Genomic DNA, 19,043 nt, shown 5'->3' on the forward strand with positions numbered 1-19,043 from the left:
TACAGGAGGGCGCGATGGAGTTTGAGGGATTACAGGCCATCATCGTAACAGAGGATAGCAAAAACAAAGTACTGCCGGGGGGAACTCCGGTTTTTATAGCCGAAAATGAAAGGGAACAACAGCAGTTAGCCACTGTTTTTAGCAGAGTGCTTAGTGCTATGGCGCACGACCTGGAAAACGGTGTTTTAATTATTGTAAAACATTGATCCAAGGGTGAAGATGGATGAATATAATTTATCATTGTTATGGAGGAGCTCACTCTTCGGTGACTGCAGCAGCAATACACCTTGGATGGCTTTCTCATTCCAAAATACCAACTGCGGAGGATCTGATGAAACTTCCCTATTTCGACGTGCAAATTAGCGATGACCATGGAGTTTTTCGTTTTCTGGGCAGGGATGAATCCGGTAACCGCATTTTTATTATCGGCAGAAGAAATCTGGGGAGCAATTTTGAAAACTTAGTGTATGGATTGGCAGATATCTTCGAGGTTCCAAAAGAAGATATGCTTCTGGTAAATACCATGCCTTTTGTTAATTGGATGATGGTGCTAGGAGGGTTTTTATCCAGAGGTTTGAAGATACCTTTAATTGGAAGGCCAATTGTGATTAAGGGAGTACAACACTCCTTTTTTAAATTCGTTGCTTTGGTGGAAAAGGTGAAAAGCATCTACCCACCTTACTATTTACCCGAGCAAAGTTTTAGGAGTGTATTAAGTTGATAATAATTTATTATTGCCAAACTGGAAAGTATGCTGCTTTAGCTGCTGCAGGCCTGCATTTAAAGGTGCTAAATACCAGCATGAAATTGAAAGAACTTGTAACCTTTTTTAAAAGTTACGAGCAGCCGATATTTCTACCCATTTATATAGGGGAAGATTCAGAAGGGAGAAAAATTTACGCTCTAGGCACAGCCATGGAAAAAAAACTGACGGCTAAAATTATCGATAGTTTCCAACAAACATTTTACGCCGGTAAAGAAGCGGTTGCTACAATTGACGTTTTGCCTCAGCTGAGTTTTTTCGTGTTGCTGCTGGTGCGCCTCTTACCTTTGCGTTATTTCAACTGGCTCGGCGATAGAATTATAGCATTTGCTATCTGGCAAAACCTCCAGGTTATCCAAAAACAAATTCGTAATCAACTATTAAGCTTGACTAGCGGTAGCGAATAATGGATAATAATGGGGATGAAAAGGGGTGGGGACGCTGCCAAGAACACGAGGCGCTAAAATTGCTGAAGTTATCCCCGAAAGTATAGCCGCAGAGCTTGAACTTGAACCGGGGGACAAATTAATAAAAATAAACAACCAAACTATCGATGACCAAATTGCCTACAGGTACCTGCAGGCTGATGAGTATGTGGAACTCTACATCGAAAAAAAAAACGGAGAAGAATGGATTATAGAAGTAGAAAAAGATCCCGATGAAGATTTGGGACTGGTTTTTGCGGAAGCAACTTTTGACGGCATAAAGGAATGCCGCAACAAATGTATCTTTTGTTTCGTAGATCAGATGCCCGCAAATCTTAGAGAAAGTTTGTATGTAAAAGACGATGATTACCGCTATTCTTTTCTCTTTGGTAACTTCATAACTTTGACGAATTTGCGGACGGCTGATATGGAACGAATTGTCCAGTGGCGGTTAAGCCCGCTCTATGTTTCCATCCATACCACCAATCCGGAGTTGCGAAAAAAAATGCTTGGCAACCGTAATGCCGGCAAAATTTTAGAACAGCTACACTACCTAATAGACAACGGGATAAAAATCCATGGTCAAATTGTACTGGTACCTGGAGTCAACGACGGCGAAGAATTAAAAAAAACTATCGAGGATCTGGCTGAATTTGCGCCGGGCATGCTGTCTTTGGCGGTAGTGCCGGTGGGGTTAACAGGCAATAGGTCTGGACTGGAGCCACTGCATCCTTTTAACCGGCAATCGGCAAAAGAAGTCCTTAGGTTGGTAGAAAGCTATCAGCAGTTTTTTCTAGAAAAAATAGGTTCTAGATTTGTGTTTGCTGCTGATGAGTTTTTTATTCTAGCTGAAGAAGAGATTCCTGAAAGCAGCTATTACGAAGAATACCCACAGCTTGAAAATGGCGTGGGTCTTGTAAGGTTATTTGTCGACGACTTTCACAGGATTAAAAACAGTTGGCCCCATGAGTTCAAAGTTAAGGATCCCGTGGTAATCTTAACCGGCAAATCAGCTTTCGGTATGCTGCAAGACCTAATCAAACAACTAAAAGAAAAGTGGCCAAAACTAAATGTGCAATTGTTAGCAGTGCCTAATATTTTTTTTGGACCTACCGTAACAGTTGCGGGATTGTTAACCGGCAGGGATTTAATTCATAGTTTAAGCAGTAATGCCTTACCTAGGGAAGCAAAGGTTCTGTTTCCCGATATTGCGCTCAAGGATGGGGAGTTTTTTTTAGATGGATTAAGAGTAGAGGATGTGGAAAATTGCACTGGTTATAAATTAGAGCCTGTACCTACTACTCCCAGGGGACTTTTGGAAGCGGTTACCGGTATAAAAAACGCTGCGGAGGAGGTGTAATATGGCTAAACCTGTAGTGGCAATTGTTGGCAGGCCAAATGTAGGCAAATCGACCCTTTTTAACAGGTTAACCGGGAGAAGGAAAGCCATAGTTGAAGACGTTCCTGGAGTTACCAGGGATAGGCTTTATGAGGAAGCCGAATGGCAGAATAAAAAATTTACGGTTATTGATACAGGCGGAATACAGTGGGATAACGATCCCATTTCCTTTCAGGTTAAAAAGCAGGCGGAACTGGCTATTGAACAGGCTGATGTAATTGTTTTTGTGGTTGACGCCAGGGCGGGTTTGTTAGCAGATGACGAAGAAGTGGCAGCAATTTTGAGAAAAGCTGGCAAGCCAGTAATTGTGGCTGTAAATAAAGTGGAAAACTTTGCCGACCAGCCAGTATATGAATTCTACAAGCTGGGGCTGGGGGAGCCGGTTCCCATTTCTGCGGCCCACGGGATGAATACCGGCGACCTCCTGGATAAGATTGTGCAAAGTTTTCCGGTCCACCCGGAGGATGATTATCCTGCTGATGTCATTAAAATTGCGGTTATTGGTCGTCCTAACGTAGGTAAGTCTTCACTGGTGAATAATTTTCTGGGTGAGAAACGGGTAATAGTCAGCGATGTCCCAGGTACAACCAGGGATGCCATTGATTCCTTGTTTAGTTATGAAGGCAGAAATTACTTGATCATTGATACGGCTGGAATGCGCAAAAAAGGAAAGATAAATGATCCAATAGAGCGTTACAGTGTATTAAGGTCATTGAAGGCTGTCGATAGAGCAGATGTTGTTTTAATGCTGATTGATGCTACGGAAGGCGTTACGGAACAGGATAAAAAAATAGCCGGTTATGCCCACGAGCAAGGGAAGGCTTCGGTAATTGTAGTAAATAAATGGGATGCAGTACAAAAAAATGATAAAACCATGAATCAATTTGATGAAAATATTCGTGAACAATTAGGCTTTATGCAGTATGCCCCCACCATGTACATTTCCGCCCTGACAGGCCGGCGGGTATGGAAATTGTTAGAGCTGATTGATTTTGTAGCTGAACAAGCCAACAGGCGAATACCGACAAATGTACTAAATCAGCTAATATCAGAAATTGTTGCTTTAAATCCACCCCCGACCGATAAAGGTAAAGCTTTAAAAATTTTTTATGCTACTCAAGCAGGAGTTAAACCTCCTACTTTTGTGTTATTCGTTAATGAACCTGAGTTACTGCATTTTTCTTACCGGCGGCACATTGAAAATCAATTGCGGCAAGCTTTTGGCTTTGAGGGAAATCCGCTTCGAATTGTTATACGCCGGAGAACAGGTGAATAGGCTTTAGAAAAAAGCAACTATATTATTAGTAATTTAGAGGATGGTTCTATGCAACATATTGCTGTTTTGGGAGCCGGCAGCTGGGGGACTGCTCTTGCCATACACCTGGCCCAGCAAGGTTACGAAGTACGTTTATGGGCCAGAAATCCGGAGCATGTGGACAGTTTAAGCAGCCATAGGGAAAATAGGCGCTATCTCCCTGGAATCAAGTTAGAAAGCACTATCGTTCCTACAACGGAGCTGGATTGGGCAGTCAATTCAGCTCTGGCTGTTGTTGTTGCAGTACCTTCCCATGCCGTACGACAAACTGTGAGGAGTATAAAAAGTATGCTTAAGCCTCAAACTGTGATCATTAATACGGCTAAAGGCCTGGAAGAAAACACTTTGCTCCGCCTAAGCCAAGTTATCGCACAAGAGGCTGGGGGGCTGGGGGAGGTCGCCGTACTCTCGGGCCCAAGCCATGCCGAAGAAGTTAGCCGTTTTTTACCTACCGCCATAGTCGCAGCTTCTACTAAAAGAAAGGTGGCGGAATTTGTCCAGGATTTATTTATGTCGCCCCATTTTAGGGTTTATACTAATCCCGATGTTTGCGGCGTCGAAATTGGCGGGGCTTTAAAAAATGTTATTGCCCTGGCCACCGGTATCGCAGACGGATTAGGTTTTGGCGATAATACCCGCGCTGCTTTAATGACCCGGGGCCTAACTGAGATTGCACGGCTTGGGGTCAGTTTAAAAGCGGAGCCTTTGACTTTTGCGGGTCTTACAGGAATTGGCGACTTGATAGTTACGTGCAGTAGCATGCATAGTAGAAATCGCAGGGCAGGTATGCAGCTGGGGCAAGGTATTCCCTTGGAGCAGGTTTTAGAAAATATGGGAATGGTAGTGGAAGGAGTTAAAACTACAAAAGCGGCAATGAGTTTGGCACGCAAATTAGGAGTAGAGATGCCTATTACTGCGGAAATATATAATGTGCTTTTTAGTGGCAAAGAGCCTTTGCAGAGTGTGACTGATTTGATGCAAAGACAGAAAACCCACGAGGTGGAAGAAGTAGTACATGGTAGCCGCATCTGGTAGTAAAAAAGAGTGCAGAATATGCACTTTTTTTTTGTTTAGGGTAATATTCCCAGAGCCAAGTCATATATATGTAATGTTAATACATGCCATATTTAGGAATGCACTAATTAGACAGTAATTTATACTATTTTTCTGTCTTTTGTCAGCAAAGGAGGGATGAGGTGGAGGCAATATCCAATCGCATTCTTCATAGATAGCAAGCAGTCTTAGGGCAGGGGACACACTTCTTATGCAAGTAGTGTTGTTGAAGTATATCCCCAATTAAAGTGAAGGAGGGATAGACAAATGCAAAAACACGATATCTTTCGTGATATTGCGGAGCGTACTGGAGGTGATATTTATCTCGGCTTCGTGGGTCCGGTGCGCACGGGGAAATCCACTCTCATCAAGCGAATTATGGATTTGCTAGTTTTGCCTAACATTAAAAATCCAAATGAACGGGACAGGGCAAGGGATGAACTGCCGCAAAGCGGAGCTGGGAGAACAATTACAACTACTGAACCCAAATTCATACCCAATGAAGCAGTAGAAATTGTTATTAAAGAAGGGCTGCAGCTAAAAGTTAGAATGGTTGACTGTGTCGGGTACAAGGTAGAAGGTGCATTAGGTTACGAAGAAGATGACGGCCCAAGAATGGTGCGTACCCCGTGGTTTGAAGAAGCCATTACTTTTCAAGAAGCTGCAGAGGTGGGAACGCGGAAAGTAATTACCGATCATTCAACGATAGGGTTAGCCGTTTTTACTGATGGCAGTATAGGGGATATCCCTAGGGAAAACTACCTTGATGCGGAAGAACGTGTTATATACGAATTAAAAGAAATTAAAAAACCCTTCGTAATTATTTTAAACTCAGCCCATCCAGAGAGGGAGGACACCCTAGAACTTGCCAATTGCTTGGAAGAGCAATATAATGTGCCTGTTCTTCCTTTAAACTGCGCTGAACTTACTCATGAAGATGTACTGCATATTCTGGAAGAAGCCCTTTATGAGTTTCCCGTGACCGAAGTCAATGTTAATTTGCCTAGATGGATAGATGAGTTAGAGGCAAACCATTGGCTGCGCAACAGTTTAGAAGAAGCTGTGCGTGAAGCAGTCAGTAAAGTAACCAGGCTACGGGATATTGATGGAGTGATCGAAGAATTGGCCCAGCATCCTAACGTGGAAAAAGTAAATTTGAAAAATGTGGATTTGGGCACAGGCAGCACTTCCATCGAAATGAGTTCAAAAGAAGGACTCTTTTATCAAGTAATAGAAGAACTTACAGGTTATCACATTGAAGGGGATCATACCCTTTTAAAATTAATGCAAGAGCTTAGCGTAATTAAAAAAGACTATGACAAAGTAGCCTATGGTCTGCAAGAAGTCAGGAACGTAGGGTACGGTATGGTCTTGCCAACCATAGAGGAAATGGAGCTTCAAGAACCTGAACTCATTAAACAGGGTAGAGGCTTTGGGGTTAAATTAAAGGCTACTGCGCCTTCTTATCATCTAATCAGGGCTAACATAACCACAGAAATTACTCCTTTGATAGGGACTGAAAAGCAATGCGAAGATTTAGTTAAATACATTATGGAAGAATTCGAAGAAAATCCGCAAAAGATTTGGGAAACAAACATCTTTGGCAAATCATTAAGTGATTTGGTGAGAGAAGGTATTCAAGGCAAACTCTACCACATGCCCGAAAATGCACAGCATAAATTGCAGGAGACATTGGAGCGGATTGTAAATGAAGGCAGCGGAGGTTTAATTTGTATTATTATTTGAAGTCGGTTCAAGCCGGCTTTTTTCTTTTCCTGGAATCCCACAAAATTGGCAAAGAAAATTAGGAGTTTTAACGGCACGCGCTTTGTTCAACCCCCAGTCACCAGTCATCAGTCGCCAGCAGAAATTAAACATTAAACTGGGGACTAGGGACTGATGACTGGGACTGGCGACTTTTGTTAGGTCGCTTCCACGAATGTTGACGTATATAATATATAATAATTTTCATAGTAATGCTGGTGCTAACGATAAGTATGATGGTCTATCGACTTCAAGATTTACATAATACCTGTTGCCGTAGCGAGCGGTGAGTGTTATAATGTCTACTATACACGAGCAAATGTTCACCTATAATAGACAGGTGGTGGTTAGATGCAGCGTGGCAGCGAACGTTTTTTTCTGGTAAGCGCCGACATTTTACCGGAGGCTATTAAAAAGACGGCGGAAGTCAAAGAAATCCTTACAAAAAAAGAAGCAGCCACTATCAATGAAGCGGTCGAAAAAGTAGGGATATCCCGGAGCGCTTATTACAAATATAAAGACGGTGTTTTTCCCATTCATGCAGCTGGTGCCAGCAAGATCACCACAATTTCTTTAATTTTAGAGCATCGCTCAGGCATTTTATCTCAAGTAATCAACACAATTGCCCAGTTTCAAGGAAATATCCTTACTATTAATCAAAGCATTCCCTTACAAGGTGTGGCGAATGTTACCATTTCTTTGGAAACAGGTAATATGCTGCAAAGCATCGAGGAATTGCTGCAAGGCTTAAAACAAATAAACGGCGTCAAAAAAGTTGAAATAATAGGAAACAGTTAACTTTTTCAACAAGTTGGAGGTAGTATCATGGAAAGCATTAAAGTAGGACTTCTGGGCTGTGGTACTGTTGGCGGCGGTGTGTTAAAGGTTTTAGAAAAAAACCGCCAGAGCATTGCTAGTAAAGTAGGAACTTACCTAGAGGTTACCAAGGTTTTAGTCAAAGATAAAAACAAAAAAAGAAATGGGGTTTGCTTACACGCTACACTGACGACTGACCCCGATGATATTTTAAATGACCATGAAATCCAGATTGTGATCGAAGTAATGGGGGGAATAGAACCTGCTAAAGAGTATATTTTAAAAGCCCTTCGTCAAGGCAAGAGTGTCGTTACTGCAAATAAGGATGTGATGGCGGCCTATGGGAAGGAACTGTTTAATACAGCTGCTACGGCTAATGTTGACCTAAGATTTGAGGCTAGCGTAGCTGGCGGTATCCCTATTATTGGCCCTTTGAAAGAATCGCTGGCAGGCAACCAAATAAATAAAATTATGGGTATTATAAACGGTACAACGAATTTTATTTTAAGTAAAATGAGCAAGCAAGGCAGTGATTTTCACGAGGTTTTGGCTGAAGCTCAGCGGTTGGGATATGCAGAAGCTGATCCTACTGCAGATATAGAAGGATTGGATGCAGCAAGAAAAATTGCCATATTAGCATCTATTGCTTTTAATTCAAGGGTTACATTTCCCGATGTTTTCGCAGAGGGTATCAGTAAAATTTCGGCTAGCGATATCACCTATGCCAAAGAACTGGGTTATGTTGTAAAACTGTTGGGGATAGCCCAAGAAAATCAGGGCGAAGTGGAAGCCAGGGTTCATCCTGTATTTATACCAAGCAGCCATCCTCTGGCCAACGTTGATGATGTTTATAATGCTATCTACATTGAGGGAGATGCAGTGGGTGATGCGATGTTTTTTGGGCGGGGAGCAGGAGAGCTTCCTACCGCCAGCGCTGTGGTGGGCGATTTGATAGCGGTAGCCAAGAATATTAATAAAAGCAGTTTTGACCGAACTTACTGCACCTGTTTTGAACATAAGAGAATCAAACCGATTAGGGAAATTGTTTCCAAGTACTATTTGCGTTTGACTGTTAAAGACCGGCCAGGGGTATTGGCAGGTATAGCAAGCGTTTTCGGTAATCAAGAGGTAAGCCTTGCTTCGGTGATACAAAAAAGAAGGCAAGATGATCTTGCAGAAATTGTAATGATTACTCACCGGGTTAAAGAGGCAAATTTGCAGGACGCACTGAGTATTATCAAGGGGTTATCATCTGTTGTGGAAATAAATAATGTAATTAGGGTAGAAGCGGGAGCGGAATAACAGGAAGATGGAGGAACTGGAATGGTAACGGTCAGGGTGCCGGCTACAACTGCAAATTTAGGCCCGGGCTTTGATACCATGGGGCTGGCATTGAACTTATATAATTATATAGAGTTAACGGAGGTTGCCAGTGGTCTCTGCATTGATGTAGAAGGCGAGGGGAGCGATGTAATTCCTAAAACTACTAGCAATATTGTCTATAGGGCAGTTATGGCAGTTTTTGAGAAGTGCGGCTATCATCCGAGGGGCTTAAAAATAAAATTACGCAACTTTATTCCTGTGGCCAGAGGCATGGGGAGCAGCGCTGCAGCATTGGTAGGCGGGGTTTACGCGGCCAATGCGCTGGCTGGAAATCCTTTATCCGGTGATGAAATGTTGCAGATAGCAGCCAGTTTTGAAGGCCATCCGGATAATGTAGCCCCAGCTTTATTTGGAGGAATTGTGATTAGCGTCATGGCACAGGAGCAAGTAATTTTCCGCCGGATTACACCCCCTGCAGAATTGAGCGCTATCGTGGCCATTCCTGATTTTCCCCTGGCCACCAAAATTGCGCGTCAAGTTTTGCCTGACAACGTTCCGATAAAAGATGCAGTTTTTAATATTGGACACTCTGCCCTTTTAGTATTAGCATTTGTCAAAAATGATTACGAACTGTTAGGGCAGGCAATGCAGGATAGAATTCACCAGCCTTATAGGTTGGATCTAATTCCTGGTATGGAGGAAGTGTTTGACGCAGCTATCGCGGCGGGTGCGTTGGGTGTAGCCTTAAGCGGGGCTGGTCCTACACTAATAGCTTTTACCCGTGGCTCTCAAGAAGCAGTGGGAAAAGCCATGCAGCAGGCTTTTAATAAGCATAATATTTCATGTAGCATAAAAACATTGCGACCGGTTAGAAAAGGTGCAGAAATAGTGGCTGAAGAGATGGAGGATGGTCAAAATGGGTATTGTTGTACAGAAGTTTGGGGGTAGTTCCGTTGCAAACCCTGAGTGCATGGCAAGAGTTGCCAAAAGGGTTATCGAATGCAGGAAAGCAGGTAATCAGGTAGTGGCAGTAGTATCGGCTCCGGGCGATACTACAGATGAATTAATTAGTCTTTCCAAAAAGATAACCAATCAACCTTCGTGCAGGGAAATGGATATGCTGTTAGCTACGGGCGAGCAGATGTCCATCGCCTTGCTTGCTATGGCTATTCACAATCTGGGGTATGATGCAATTTCTTTAACAGGGCCCCAAGCAGAAATTATAACCAATGATGTTCATAGTAAGGCAAAGATAATATGTATTAATGCTGAACGGATCAAAAGCGAGTTAGACAGTGGTAAAATTGTAATTGTTGCCGGATTCCAAGGAAAAACGGCTAACGGAGAAATAACTACCCTTGGACGCGGAGGTTCGGATACAACCGCTGTTGCTCTTGCGGCGGCTTTAAAAGCCGATATGTGTGAAATTTTTACAGATGTTGACGGTGTTTATACCGCCGATCCGAGAATTGTTCCTCAGGCTAAAAAATTAGCAACAATTTCTTATGATGAAATGCTGGAATTGGCAAGTTTAGGTGCTGTTGTTTTGCAGCCTAGATCGGTGGAGTTCGCAAAGCTCCATAACGTTAAATTACACGTGCGTTCAAGTTTTAACCACAACGAAGGGACAATCGTGCAGGAGGTAAGCGCAATGGAAAAAGAAATGGTAGTAAGCGGTGTAGCCCATGATTTAAATGTTGCTAAAATGACACTCTTTGATGTGCCTGATGTTCCAGGTATTGCCCAAAAGCTTTTTTCCGCTTTGGCTAAAGAAAATATCAACGTTGATATGATTATTCAAAGTAATTCCCGTAATGAATATAACGATATTTCTTTTACAATTGAGAAAGAGGATACCTCCAAAGCATTGGCCATTGTAGAAAAAGTAAAAACAGAAATAGGCGCTAAAGGTGTAACTTTTGATGATCAAGTTGCTAAGGTGAGTATTGTTGGTGCAGGCATGAAATCTAATTCTGGGGTAGCGGCAAAAATGTTTGAAGCATTAGCTGAGGAAAATATTAATATTCAATTAATAGCTACTTCAGAAATAAAAATATCCTGCATTATTGACAGGGAGAATGCACAAAAGGCGGTGCAGGCAATTCACAGCAAGTTTGGGTTGGATAATGAGCTGTCGCAGCTTAAAATAAGTTGAAATCCAGTTGAAATCAAGTTTAATAATTTTCCATGCATTAGACTTGACATATGATTTATAAATATAGTACAATGTACTGCGTCGGGGCGTGGCTCAGCTTGGTAGAGCGCTACCTTGGGGTGGTAGAGGTCGCTGGTTCAAATCCAGTCGCTCCGACCAGTACATATGTATTTCAAGTCAGTTGCTAAAACTGACTTTTTTATTTTGTTTCCTATTATAAGTTGGCGTTCTTTTACTAAGGATCTTTTATAATGACGATTGGTTTAGTATACCGAAAAAAAGGACACGCTAGTGTAAATATATTTTTTACGGTGGGATCATGTCTCAGCAGATTAGGGTATTGCATGTCATGCGCCCGGCCGAGGGCGGTCTGAAAAAGCATTTGCTGGAATTATGCCGGGGTCTGGACAACAGGCGCTATCAAGTATTTATCGCCGCTCCTGAAGGAAAACAGCTGGCTGAAGAACTGAATGCTAGTGCTGTCACAGTTTTACCTTGTGCCTTGGCCGGAACACTCAATCCTTGGAAGGATCTAAAAGCCTTGTGGCAATTAATTTGCTATATCAAGAAAAAACGGATTCAGATAGTGCATACCCATGGTTTTAAAGCAGGCCTCTTAGGTAGGGTAGCTGCGCGTTTAGCAAATGTCCCGGTTATCATAACTACTAGCCATAATTTTATCTACGACCGCAGGCTAAATCCACAGCTGCAAAAAGTGGTAGTAGCAGTCCAGAAGTATCTGGCTTCCTGGACTGACCATATTATTGCGGTTTCAAACGCCTTAGCCCAACAAATTGCCTCTATGGAAGGAGTTCCGGCGGAGAAAATTACAACGATTTACAACGGTATATGCCATAACCAAACTATCCCTGTAGCAGATTTTCATAAAAAGTTTATAATGGCAGAATGCCGGAACATTGCTGTTATTGCCAGATTAATCAGGGAAAAAGGGGTTCATATGTTTATCCGAATGGCAGCGGAAGTGGTTAAGCAATTTCCGGAAGCACGCTTTTATATAGTTGGCGATGGGCCAGAACGAACTAACCTGGAAAAGCTGGTTGCTAACTTAAAACTTACCAATGTGGTTATTTTTCTAGGTTTCAATAAAGAAGCCGCTGCATTAATGCCATTTTTTGAAATTATAGTGGTGCCATCGCTCAGTGAGGGTTTATCCATTGTAGCATTAGAAGCCATGTTTGCCAAAAAAGCTGTCGTTGCTTCCAATGTTGGCGGTTTACCGGAAGTGGTTGAGCATAATAAAACCGGACTGCTTTTTGAAGTAGGCAACGTAGCTGAAGGAGCAGCACAAATTATTAAATTGTTACAGGACCAGGACTTGTCCAGAAGACTGGCGGAAGAAGCATATAAAAAAGCGTGTCATAGTTTTACTTCTGAACAAATGTGCCGTAATACTGCAGCCCTTTATGAGCGTTATATTAAGACAAAAATATTGAAAAGCATCCAGTGAACTAGCTTTGTTAACACATATGCTTGCTCAACGCTTGAAAAATAAGCTATTATCTTACTCCTGCAAACAAGAATTTTGTTGACAAATATTTTTAATGTGTTTAAAATTGAATTTGATTGATTGCAAGTTAAATGAACTATGAGGAGGAATGATAATTGAGCGCTTTAGGCCGTCATGTTTTAGCTGAAATTTATGGATGTGACTTTGACATTCTCAACGATATTAAAAAGGTTGAGGAAATTATGGTTAATGCTGCATTGGAAGCAGGTGCAGAGGTACGGGAGTTTGTCTTCCATAAATTCAGCCCCCAAGGGGTTAGCGGCGTGGTGGTCATCTCGGAATCCCATTTGGCTATCCATACTTGGCCTGAACTAGGATATGCGGCAGTTGATGTATTTACTTGTGGTGAACGGGTGAATCCCTGGGATGCCTGCAAATATTTAACCGAAAAATTTAATGCAAAACAAGTCGAAGCAACAGAAGTGGAACGTGGAACAATAAATCCTCCTCACCAGCAAGTGGTAAATCTTTAGGAGGGATATTTATTTTATTAAAAAAAGGAATTGGTTAGCATGAGCCTTGCAGTACGAAGAAGTATTGTAGGGCTTATGTTTTTTTACCATGTTGTTGAAGCGTAAATACGATTATATTAGCGGTTACTGACTTAACTTTATCCAAAGGAAGGATTTTTCAACCTTGACTAGAATATATGAAATAGAAGAATAATTTGAGGAGGTTACAAATGTGACCGGTTTAGAGGAATACTTGCAACCGGATTTACAAACGGTACAAAGTTTTGTGCAAAAGGAATTTTTGCTACGTGCCGGTCCTGTTACCCAGTTTATTGAGCTGAGAGCGGATAATCCTGAAAAAAAGCTTCTTCCTGCCCTACTTCTGGCTTTTAATAAATTGTTTAACAAACCTGGACCCAAAGTCTACGCCCTGGCTGCGGTTTTTCATTTTATCTCCCTTGCAGCCCAAATCCACCAAGAGGATAAAGATGATCTAGCCTATGAAGTTTTAATTGGGGATTACTTTTATACCAAGTTTTTTGCCTATTTATGCGATTTCAATGCTTTGGAATGGCTTGCTGATTTGTCCTATTTAATTTGTGAAATCCAAGAGGCTAACATATTAAAACAAGACAAGATAAACTATAGTTCAAATACGGAGAAGCTTCTAGAGGTGATTGACAAAGGAAAAGCCAACCTGTACGCTCAAAGCTGTTACATAGGCGCTCAGTTAGGTGGTGCGCCGGAAAATATGCTGCAAACCGCCAGAAAATTTGGCCTGCATTTTGGCAGGAGTTTAGCTTTTTTAGATTGCCCTGAGTATTTGGAACTTGCTGCACACAATTTGGCGGAGGCCAGGAAAAGCCTTTTTTTATTGCCAAATATGGTGAGTAAACAGTTTTTATTTAATTGTGTAGAGCATGTAGAAATGAATTTATTAAAAAATCAAGTGAATATGGCTGGATAGAGGGTTATGATGAAAATACCGGAACAATATGCTTCAAAAGAAGAATATGTTAATGCTATCTTTTCCACTATTGCTCATAAGTATGATGCAATGAATACTTTAATGACTTTAAGCTTAGACCAAAAATGGAGGAAGTTCACTGTCTCCCAAGCTGAGCTACAGCCAGGGGATCGATGTCTGGACGTATGCTGCGGTACAGGTAAATTAGCTCTAGAATTGGCAAAAAAAATAACACCGGGTGGGAAGGTAGTTGGAGTGGATTTTTGCAGCGAGATGCTGGAAGTGGCACAGCGGAATATTGCTAAAACTGAATTCAAAGATTGTATAGAACTGCTGCAAGGGAACGCTGTGAACTTGCCTTTTGTTGACAACATTTTTGCCTGCGCAACTATAGGTTTTGCGCTTAGAAATGTGCCCGATATCAAGAAGACACTGCAGGAAATGATGCGGGTAGTCAAGCCAGGTGGCAAAGTTATTTCTTTAGAACTAGCAAAACCAAGTTTACCGGTTTTTAAACAGTTGTATTACCTATATTTCGACTATCTTGTACCACTTTTAGGCAGGTTAAATATTGGGCAAGGAGGACCTTACAGTTATCTTCCCCAATCCCTGAAAATTTTCCCCCATCAGTCAGAGATTAAAAAAATGTTTTGCTCTGTTGGCCTGGAGAATGTCAAATACTATGAGTTAACTGGAGGTATTGTGGCAGTACATGTAGGCACTAAACCTTGAGATTTTATTACACACCGGGGTTTTTTTGGCGTGCTTTAGATAAATAATTACATACCTAATGGGGAGGATTATGATGAGCAAATATATTATAGGCCTCACCGGCGCCAGCGGTGCAATTTACGGAGTCAGGTTAATCAAAGCTTTGCTGGAAAGAGGGCACCAAACCTTAATTACCATCACCGATGCTGGCAGAAGGGTTTTACGGGAAGAAGTCGGCTGGAATTTGGCGGGAGCGGCCTGGGAAATTGAAGCAAGCCTGAAAAATTACTTTGGAATCGATGAAACAAGTGAACTCATTCGTTACTTTGATAATAATGATGTGGGTGCGTTAATCGCCAGTGGGTCTGTGAAAACCGACGGCATGATTATTGTCCCATGCACGATGTCGGCGGTATCGGCTATTGCCAGAGGAGCCTCCACTGATTTGCTGGAAAGGGCTGCAGATGTGATTTTGAAGGAAAAAAGGACGTTGGTTGTTGTACCCAGAGAAACCCCTTTAAGCCAAGTTCATCTACATAATCTTTTAATGCTGGCGCAAATGGGGGTTCATGTTATGCCGGCAATGCCGGCTTTTTATTATAAACCCCAGAGCTTAGATGATATCATTGATTTCATGGTGGGCAGAGTGCTGGACTTTCTCGGTGTGGAACACTCTTTGTACAAAAGATGGCAAGGATGACCTAGCCATTTCTGTTGTCTAAATTATTACCATTTTGTCAACTTAATTTGTTATAATATTATGAAGGAGTATGTATATCTGTGTTTTTTTAAAAAAAAAGTGCGGTTGAATAATTTATGCGTATACTTAGAAATTTTGCTTTCTCGCGGACAGTCTATTTAATTTTGTAAGTTCTATGATAAGAAGTTGACGGCATTTTATATTTTTTTGGAGGTTTAAAGAGTGAAAGTTAGAAAAGCCATAATACCGGCGGCTGGCCTGGGAACTAGATTTTTGCCTGCTACCAAGGCCCAGCCCAAAGAAATGCTGCCCATAGTTGATAAACCGGCAATTCAATATATCGTTGAGGAGGCTGTTGCTTCAGGAATTGAAGATATTTTGATTGTTACAGGCCGGAACAAGAGAGCTATTGAGGACCATTTTGACCGTTCCATAGAGCTGGAAATGCTACTTCACGAAAAAAAGGACTACAGCCTTTTGGAACAGGTTGTAGCAATTTCGGAAATGGCTGATATTCATTATATCAGACAAAAAGAAACCAAAGGCCTTGGTCATGCTATTTATTGTGCCCGTAAATTTATCGGCAACGAACCTTTCGCGGTATTGCTAGGTGATGATATTATTTCCAGCCCTGTACCATGTTTAAAACAAATGCTTGAAATCCATGGTGAATTAGGAGGCACAGTTCTGGGGATTAAAGAGGTTCCGCCGGAGGAAGTGAAGAAATATGGCGTATTGCAGGCAGATTTTGTTAGAGAAGGGCTCTACCGGGTTACGGATCTGGTAGAAAAGCCTCATCCGGACAAGGCGCCATCCAGACTTGCGGTTATGGGTAGATATATCATTCAACCGGAAATATTCGATATTCTGGAAGTGACACCTCCTGGCACCGGAGGTGAGATCCAATTAACAGATGCTTTGAAGGAGCTGTGTAAAACCCAGCCAATGCATGGCTATGAATTTTTCGGCCAAAGATATGATATTGGTGACAAATTAGGCTTTTTAATGGCCACTGTTGAATTTGCCTTGGCCAGAGCAGATTTGTCTTCCAGTTTTAAAAACTACTTGGCTGGACTAAAATTACAAAGCCAGCTGACATCTTTTGCTGAAACTGCTGCGACAATGGAAAAAAACGACTGAGGGCGTCTCCCGGGCGCCCTTAATATTTTATTCATACTGTAGTTTTAACCAAATTGCAAACCCGCTTAACATATTCACGAAGGATAAGGACCATTAATGGAAGGATATTGTCTAAAGTTGCAGAATTAAACAATGTTTTGAAATTGTAGGAGAGGAGAACATAAATGAAAAGGAAAGTGAAAGAGGCTGCGCTGGATAACAGCAGTATTTGGTGGCAGATAGCTTTTTGGGGACTGGCGCTTATCCTGTTTTATCCGCCCTACTTTAGAGGGTTGTTTTTTAAAAACGAACAGCAAACTACTTTGATTTTGCTCAGTCTGGTTTTCTTTACAGCCTGGCTGTGGAAGCTAAGCCGCAGAGAAGTTTCATTTTTAAGCAGGCCAATCGACTATTGTGCTTTCGGTCTCGTTTTAGCTTATCTACTTGCTGTTTTGGGAGCTGCAAACCTGCGCCTGGCTATAGCTGAAACCGTAAAGGTAAGCCTGTATTTCTTGGCGTATTGGCTCTGTTCTAATTTGGCTTATACGGAACACCGGGTAAAACAGCTGCTGCAAGTTATTTACTTCAGCGGTTTAGGTGTAGCCTGGGCAGGTATTCTTACTGCTTTAGGTGTTATACATATTAATGACGGATTTTTAGGTGGGCGGATTTACTCAACATTACAATATCCCAATACCCTGGCTATTTATTTGCTGGCTCTGTCTTTTTTGGGGTTTTATTTTTGGCAAGTAAGCACGGGTATTTGGAAAGTAATGTACAGTTTTGGCAATTATTCCTTGATATTAGTTTTTTTAAGCACAAATTCTAGAGGCGCGTTTTTAGTATTTCCGCTAGTTGTTCTGCTGTTTTTTCTCACAAATCCCAAAGAAAAGCGTTTTGCATTTCTAACTCATTTTACTATTACCCTGATTGCTGTGTTGATCGGGAGTTTAAAATTTATTCCTTTAATCTTGGCGGGAAATACAGGATTGGCAAGTCTCTGGCTAATACTAGGCATGTTTATCGCCCTGGGGGCGCAGGTAGTTTTAAATTACTTATCAAGCAAAAACATCACGCTTAAATATAATTTAAAAACACTGAGGATTGTTGCGATAATAACTCTTTCGCTGTTCATTGCTTTTCTTTTAGTTCTTATTTTTACACAAAATGATCTGGCAGCCAAATTTTTGCCGGAACAGCTTCTTCATAGGCTTAAAAGTATCAGTTTAAGTGACCGCAATAGTCAGGAAAGGTTGTATTGGGCTAAAGAAGCTTGGAATAACATTATCAAAGTCAGGCCTATCCTTGGTCTGGGCGGAGGAGCATGGGAATCCACCTATAAAAGTTTTCAGGGTTACGGTTATTCCTCAACCCAAGTGCATAACGACTGGATTCAACTGTGGACTGAGGTTGGCACCATCGGCTTTGCTCTCTGGGTAGGGCTATGGTTATTCTTCTTGCTATCAAGTTGGAAAAATTACTCAAGAGAGCAAGGTGAACAAAAGTTGTTGCAAGCTGCAATGACCGTAGCAGCCCTGGCTATTGGCGGGCATGCAATGATCGATTTTGATTTATCCCTTTCTGCAGTTACTATTGTGCTATGGTCCTTGTTCGGCTTAACTAGGGCGTTAACGAGAAGTGCAGAGTCGGATTATAAAATCCTGGAACCAAAAACTTTTGTTAATCTCAAGTTTTTTTACCTGTCAGGTGTTTCCTTGGCGGTTTTGCTAGCAATAATATTGAGTAGTTCTTTGCTAATCGGCAATTCTTTTGCACGCCAAGCTGTGGCAGCAGTGCAGGAAAATAATCCTGATCAAGCATTAGATCGCTTTGCTAAAGCAGCTGTCTTTGATCCTTTCCAAGCCTCCTTTGATATAGATATGGCACGAATCTATCTTTCCAAAGGGGAGAAGAACAAAGCAATTGCCTTAGGGGAAAGGGCTGTGAAAAAAGATCGTTTTAATTGGCAAATTTATGCTAATTTAACGGAAATTTATTGGCAAAACGGAGAGATTCGCAAGGCTGTGGAGGCCATGGAAACTGCCAGGGACAAAGCCCGCTGGGCGGAAGCAGTATACGAAAATTTAGCCAAGGTGTATGCCCTGGGTGGAATAAGTTATCTGCAGCAAGGTAAGCAAGCTGAGGCAGAAAAGCTATTTATCAAGGCCAAACAACTACCGGCAAATATAGAAGAGCAAGTAGCAGCTTTAACACCCAAGGAAAAGTGGCTTTGGGAAACGCTGGGGAAACCAATTTTGTCCGTTGCACCGCAGGTAAAACTAAACGCTGGTATAGCTTGCTACTTCCTCAAGGATTGGGACAAGGCCACATTGTTATTACAAGATGCCGCCCAGAGGGAAGAAAACCAGGCGGAAGCCTACCTGTGGATGGCTTTGATTCAAGACAAAAAAGGGGATGCAGACGGAGCCACCAAACTGTTGCAGCAAGCTCAAGACAGAAATCCGGAAATGGTCCGTAATTTTAAGATGCTGAGACAACTGCCTCTAATACAGTAAAGCGTATTTATCCCGCTTAAATACTATTTTTTAAACA

The 19,043-nt window shown here is 41.9% G+C and carries 18 protein-coding genes and 1 tRNA gene; all 19 read left to right on the top strand.

What is annotated here, in order from left to right:
* The first annotated feature begins 14 nt into the window (after window positions 1–14).
* The 19 genes from EYS13_RS03995 (at window position 15) to EYS13_RS04085 (ending at window position 19,006) form a co-directional block, all read left to right on the top strand.
* Window positions 15–206: a capping complex subunit for YIEGIA gene (locus EYS13_RS03995; protein WP_227766164.1), complete on the top strand. Its 192-nt coding sequence runs from the start codon at window positions 15–17 to the stop codon at window positions 204–206.
* Between the two features lie 17 nt (window positions 207–223).
* Entirely contained in the window at window positions 224–721 is a 498-nt protein-coding gene (locus EYS13_RS04000) for a DUF3189 family protein (protein WP_227766165.1), read from the top strand.
* The gene (locus EYS13_RS04005) at window positions 718–1,170 is read left to right on the top strand and encodes a DUF3189 family protein (protein ID WP_227766168.1); all 453 of its coding nucleotides are present in this window, start codon (window positions 718–720) and stop codon (window positions 1,168–1,170) included. Before EYS13_RS04000 ends, EYS13_RS04005 begins: the two co-directional genes overlap by 4 nt.
* Before the next feature lie 25 nt (window positions 1,171–1,195).
* Entirely contained in the window at window positions 1,196–2,548 is a 1,353-nt protein-coding gene (locus tag EYS13_RS04010) for a DUF512 domain-containing protein (RefSeq protein ID WP_227766169.1), read from the top strand.
* A 1-nt stretch (window position 2,549) separates the two neighbouring features.
* Window positions 2,550–3,863, top strand: coding sequence for a ribosome biogenesis GTPase Der (gene der, locus EYS13_RS04015; RefSeq protein WP_227766171.1), 1,314 nt, complete (start codon window positions 2,550–2,552; stop codon window positions 3,861–3,863).
* 48 nt (window positions 3,864–3,911) lie between these two features.
* Window positions 3,912–4,937 (top strand): NAD(P)H-dependent glycerol-3-phosphate dehydrogenase, encoded by a 1,026-nt coding sequence (locus EYS13_RS04020; protein ID WP_227766173.1) that lies wholly within the window; start codon window positions 3,912–3,914, stop codon window positions 4,935–4,937.
* A 285-nt stretch (window positions 4,938–5,222) separates the two neighbouring features.
* Window positions 5,223–6,701 carry a stage IV sporulation protein A gene (gene spoIVA / locus EYS13_RS04025; RefSeq protein WP_227766175.1) on the top strand — a complete coding sequence of 493 codons (1,479 nt, stop codon included), beginning with the start codon at window positions 5,223–5,225 and terminating at the stop codon, window positions 6,699–6,701.
* Window positions 6,702–7,070: 369 nt separating this feature from the next.
* Window positions 7,071–7,517, top strand: a complete 447-nt coding sequence (locus EYS13_RS04030) for an ACT domain-containing protein (RefSeq protein ID WP_227766177.1) — start codon at window positions 7,071–7,073, stop codon at window positions 7,515–7,517.
* Between the two features lie 24 nt (window positions 7,518–7,541).
* Window positions 7,542–8,837, top strand: a complete 1,296-nt coding sequence (locus tag EYS13_RS04035) for a homoserine dehydrogenase (protein WP_423055319.1) — start codon at window positions 7,542–7,544, stop codon at window positions 8,835–8,837.
* 21 nt (window positions 8,838–8,858) lie between these two features.
* Entirely contained in the window at window positions 8,859–9,806 is a 948-nt protein-coding gene (thrB, locus tag EYS13_RS04040) for a homoserine kinase (RefSeq protein WP_227766179.1), read from the top strand.
* Window positions 9,775–11,013: an aspartate kinase gene (locus EYS13_RS04045; RefSeq protein ID WP_227766181.1), complete on the top strand. Its 1,239-nt coding sequence runs from the start codon at window positions 9,775–9,777 to the stop codon at window positions 11,011–11,013. Before thrB ends, EYS13_RS04045 begins: the two co-directional genes overlap by 32 nt.
* 82 nt (window positions 11,014–11,095) lie before the next feature.
* Window positions 11,096–11,172: transfer RNA gene (locus EYS13_RS04050), tRNA-Pro, on the top strand.
* A 160-nt stretch (window positions 11,173–11,332) separates the two neighbouring features.
* A complete protein-coding gene (locus tag EYS13_RS04055; protein WP_227766183.1) occupies window positions 11,333–12,481 on the top strand; it encodes a glycosyltransferase family 4 protein in 1,149 nt (382 codons plus the stop codon).
* Window positions 12,482–12,636: 155 nt separating this feature from the next.
* Complete coding sequence (gene speD / locus EYS13_RS04060) at window positions 12,637–13,014, top strand: adenosylmethionine decarboxylase (protein WP_227766186.1); 378 nt, start codon at window positions 12,637–12,639, stop codon at window positions 13,012–13,014.
* Window positions 13,015–13,225: 211 nt separating this feature from the next.
* On the top strand, window positions 13,226–13,960 hold the full coding sequence (locus EYS13_RS04065; RefSeq protein WP_227766187.1) for a polyprenyl synthetase family protein: 735 nt from the start codon (window positions 13,226–13,228) through the stop codon (window positions 13,958–13,960).
* A gap of 6 nt (window positions 13,961–13,966) precedes the next feature.
* Entirely contained in the window at window positions 13,967–14,692 is a 726-nt protein-coding gene (locus EYS13_RS04070; RefSeq protein ID WP_227766189.1) for a demethylmenaquinone methyltransferase, read from the top strand.
* A 70-nt stretch (window positions 14,693–14,762) separates the two neighbouring features.
* Complete coding sequence (locus EYS13_RS04075; RefSeq protein WP_423055300.1) at window positions 14,763–15,371, top strand: UbiX family flavin prenyltransferase; 609 nt, start codon at window positions 14,763–14,765, stop codon at window positions 15,369–15,371.
* A 222-nt stretch (window positions 15,372–15,593) separates the two neighbouring features.
* Entirely contained in the window at window positions 15,594–16,511 is a 918-nt protein-coding gene (gene galU / locus EYS13_RS04080; protein WP_227766193.1) for a UTP--glucose-1-phosphate uridylyltransferase GalU, read from the top strand.
* A gap of 164 nt (window positions 16,512–16,675) precedes the next feature.
* On the top strand, window positions 16,676–19,006 hold the full coding sequence (locus tag EYS13_RS04085) for an O-antigen ligase family protein (RefSeq protein WP_227766196.1): 2,331 nt from the start codon (window positions 16,676–16,678) through the stop codon (window positions 19,004–19,006).
* The last annotated feature ends 37 nt before the right edge of the window (window positions 19,007–19,043 follow it).

This window comes from Zhaonella formicivorans, from assembly GCF_004353525.1.
In the GTDB taxonomy this organism is placed as follows: Bacteria; Bacillota; DUOV01; order DUOV01; family Zhaonellaceae; genus Zhaonella; species Zhaonella formicivorans.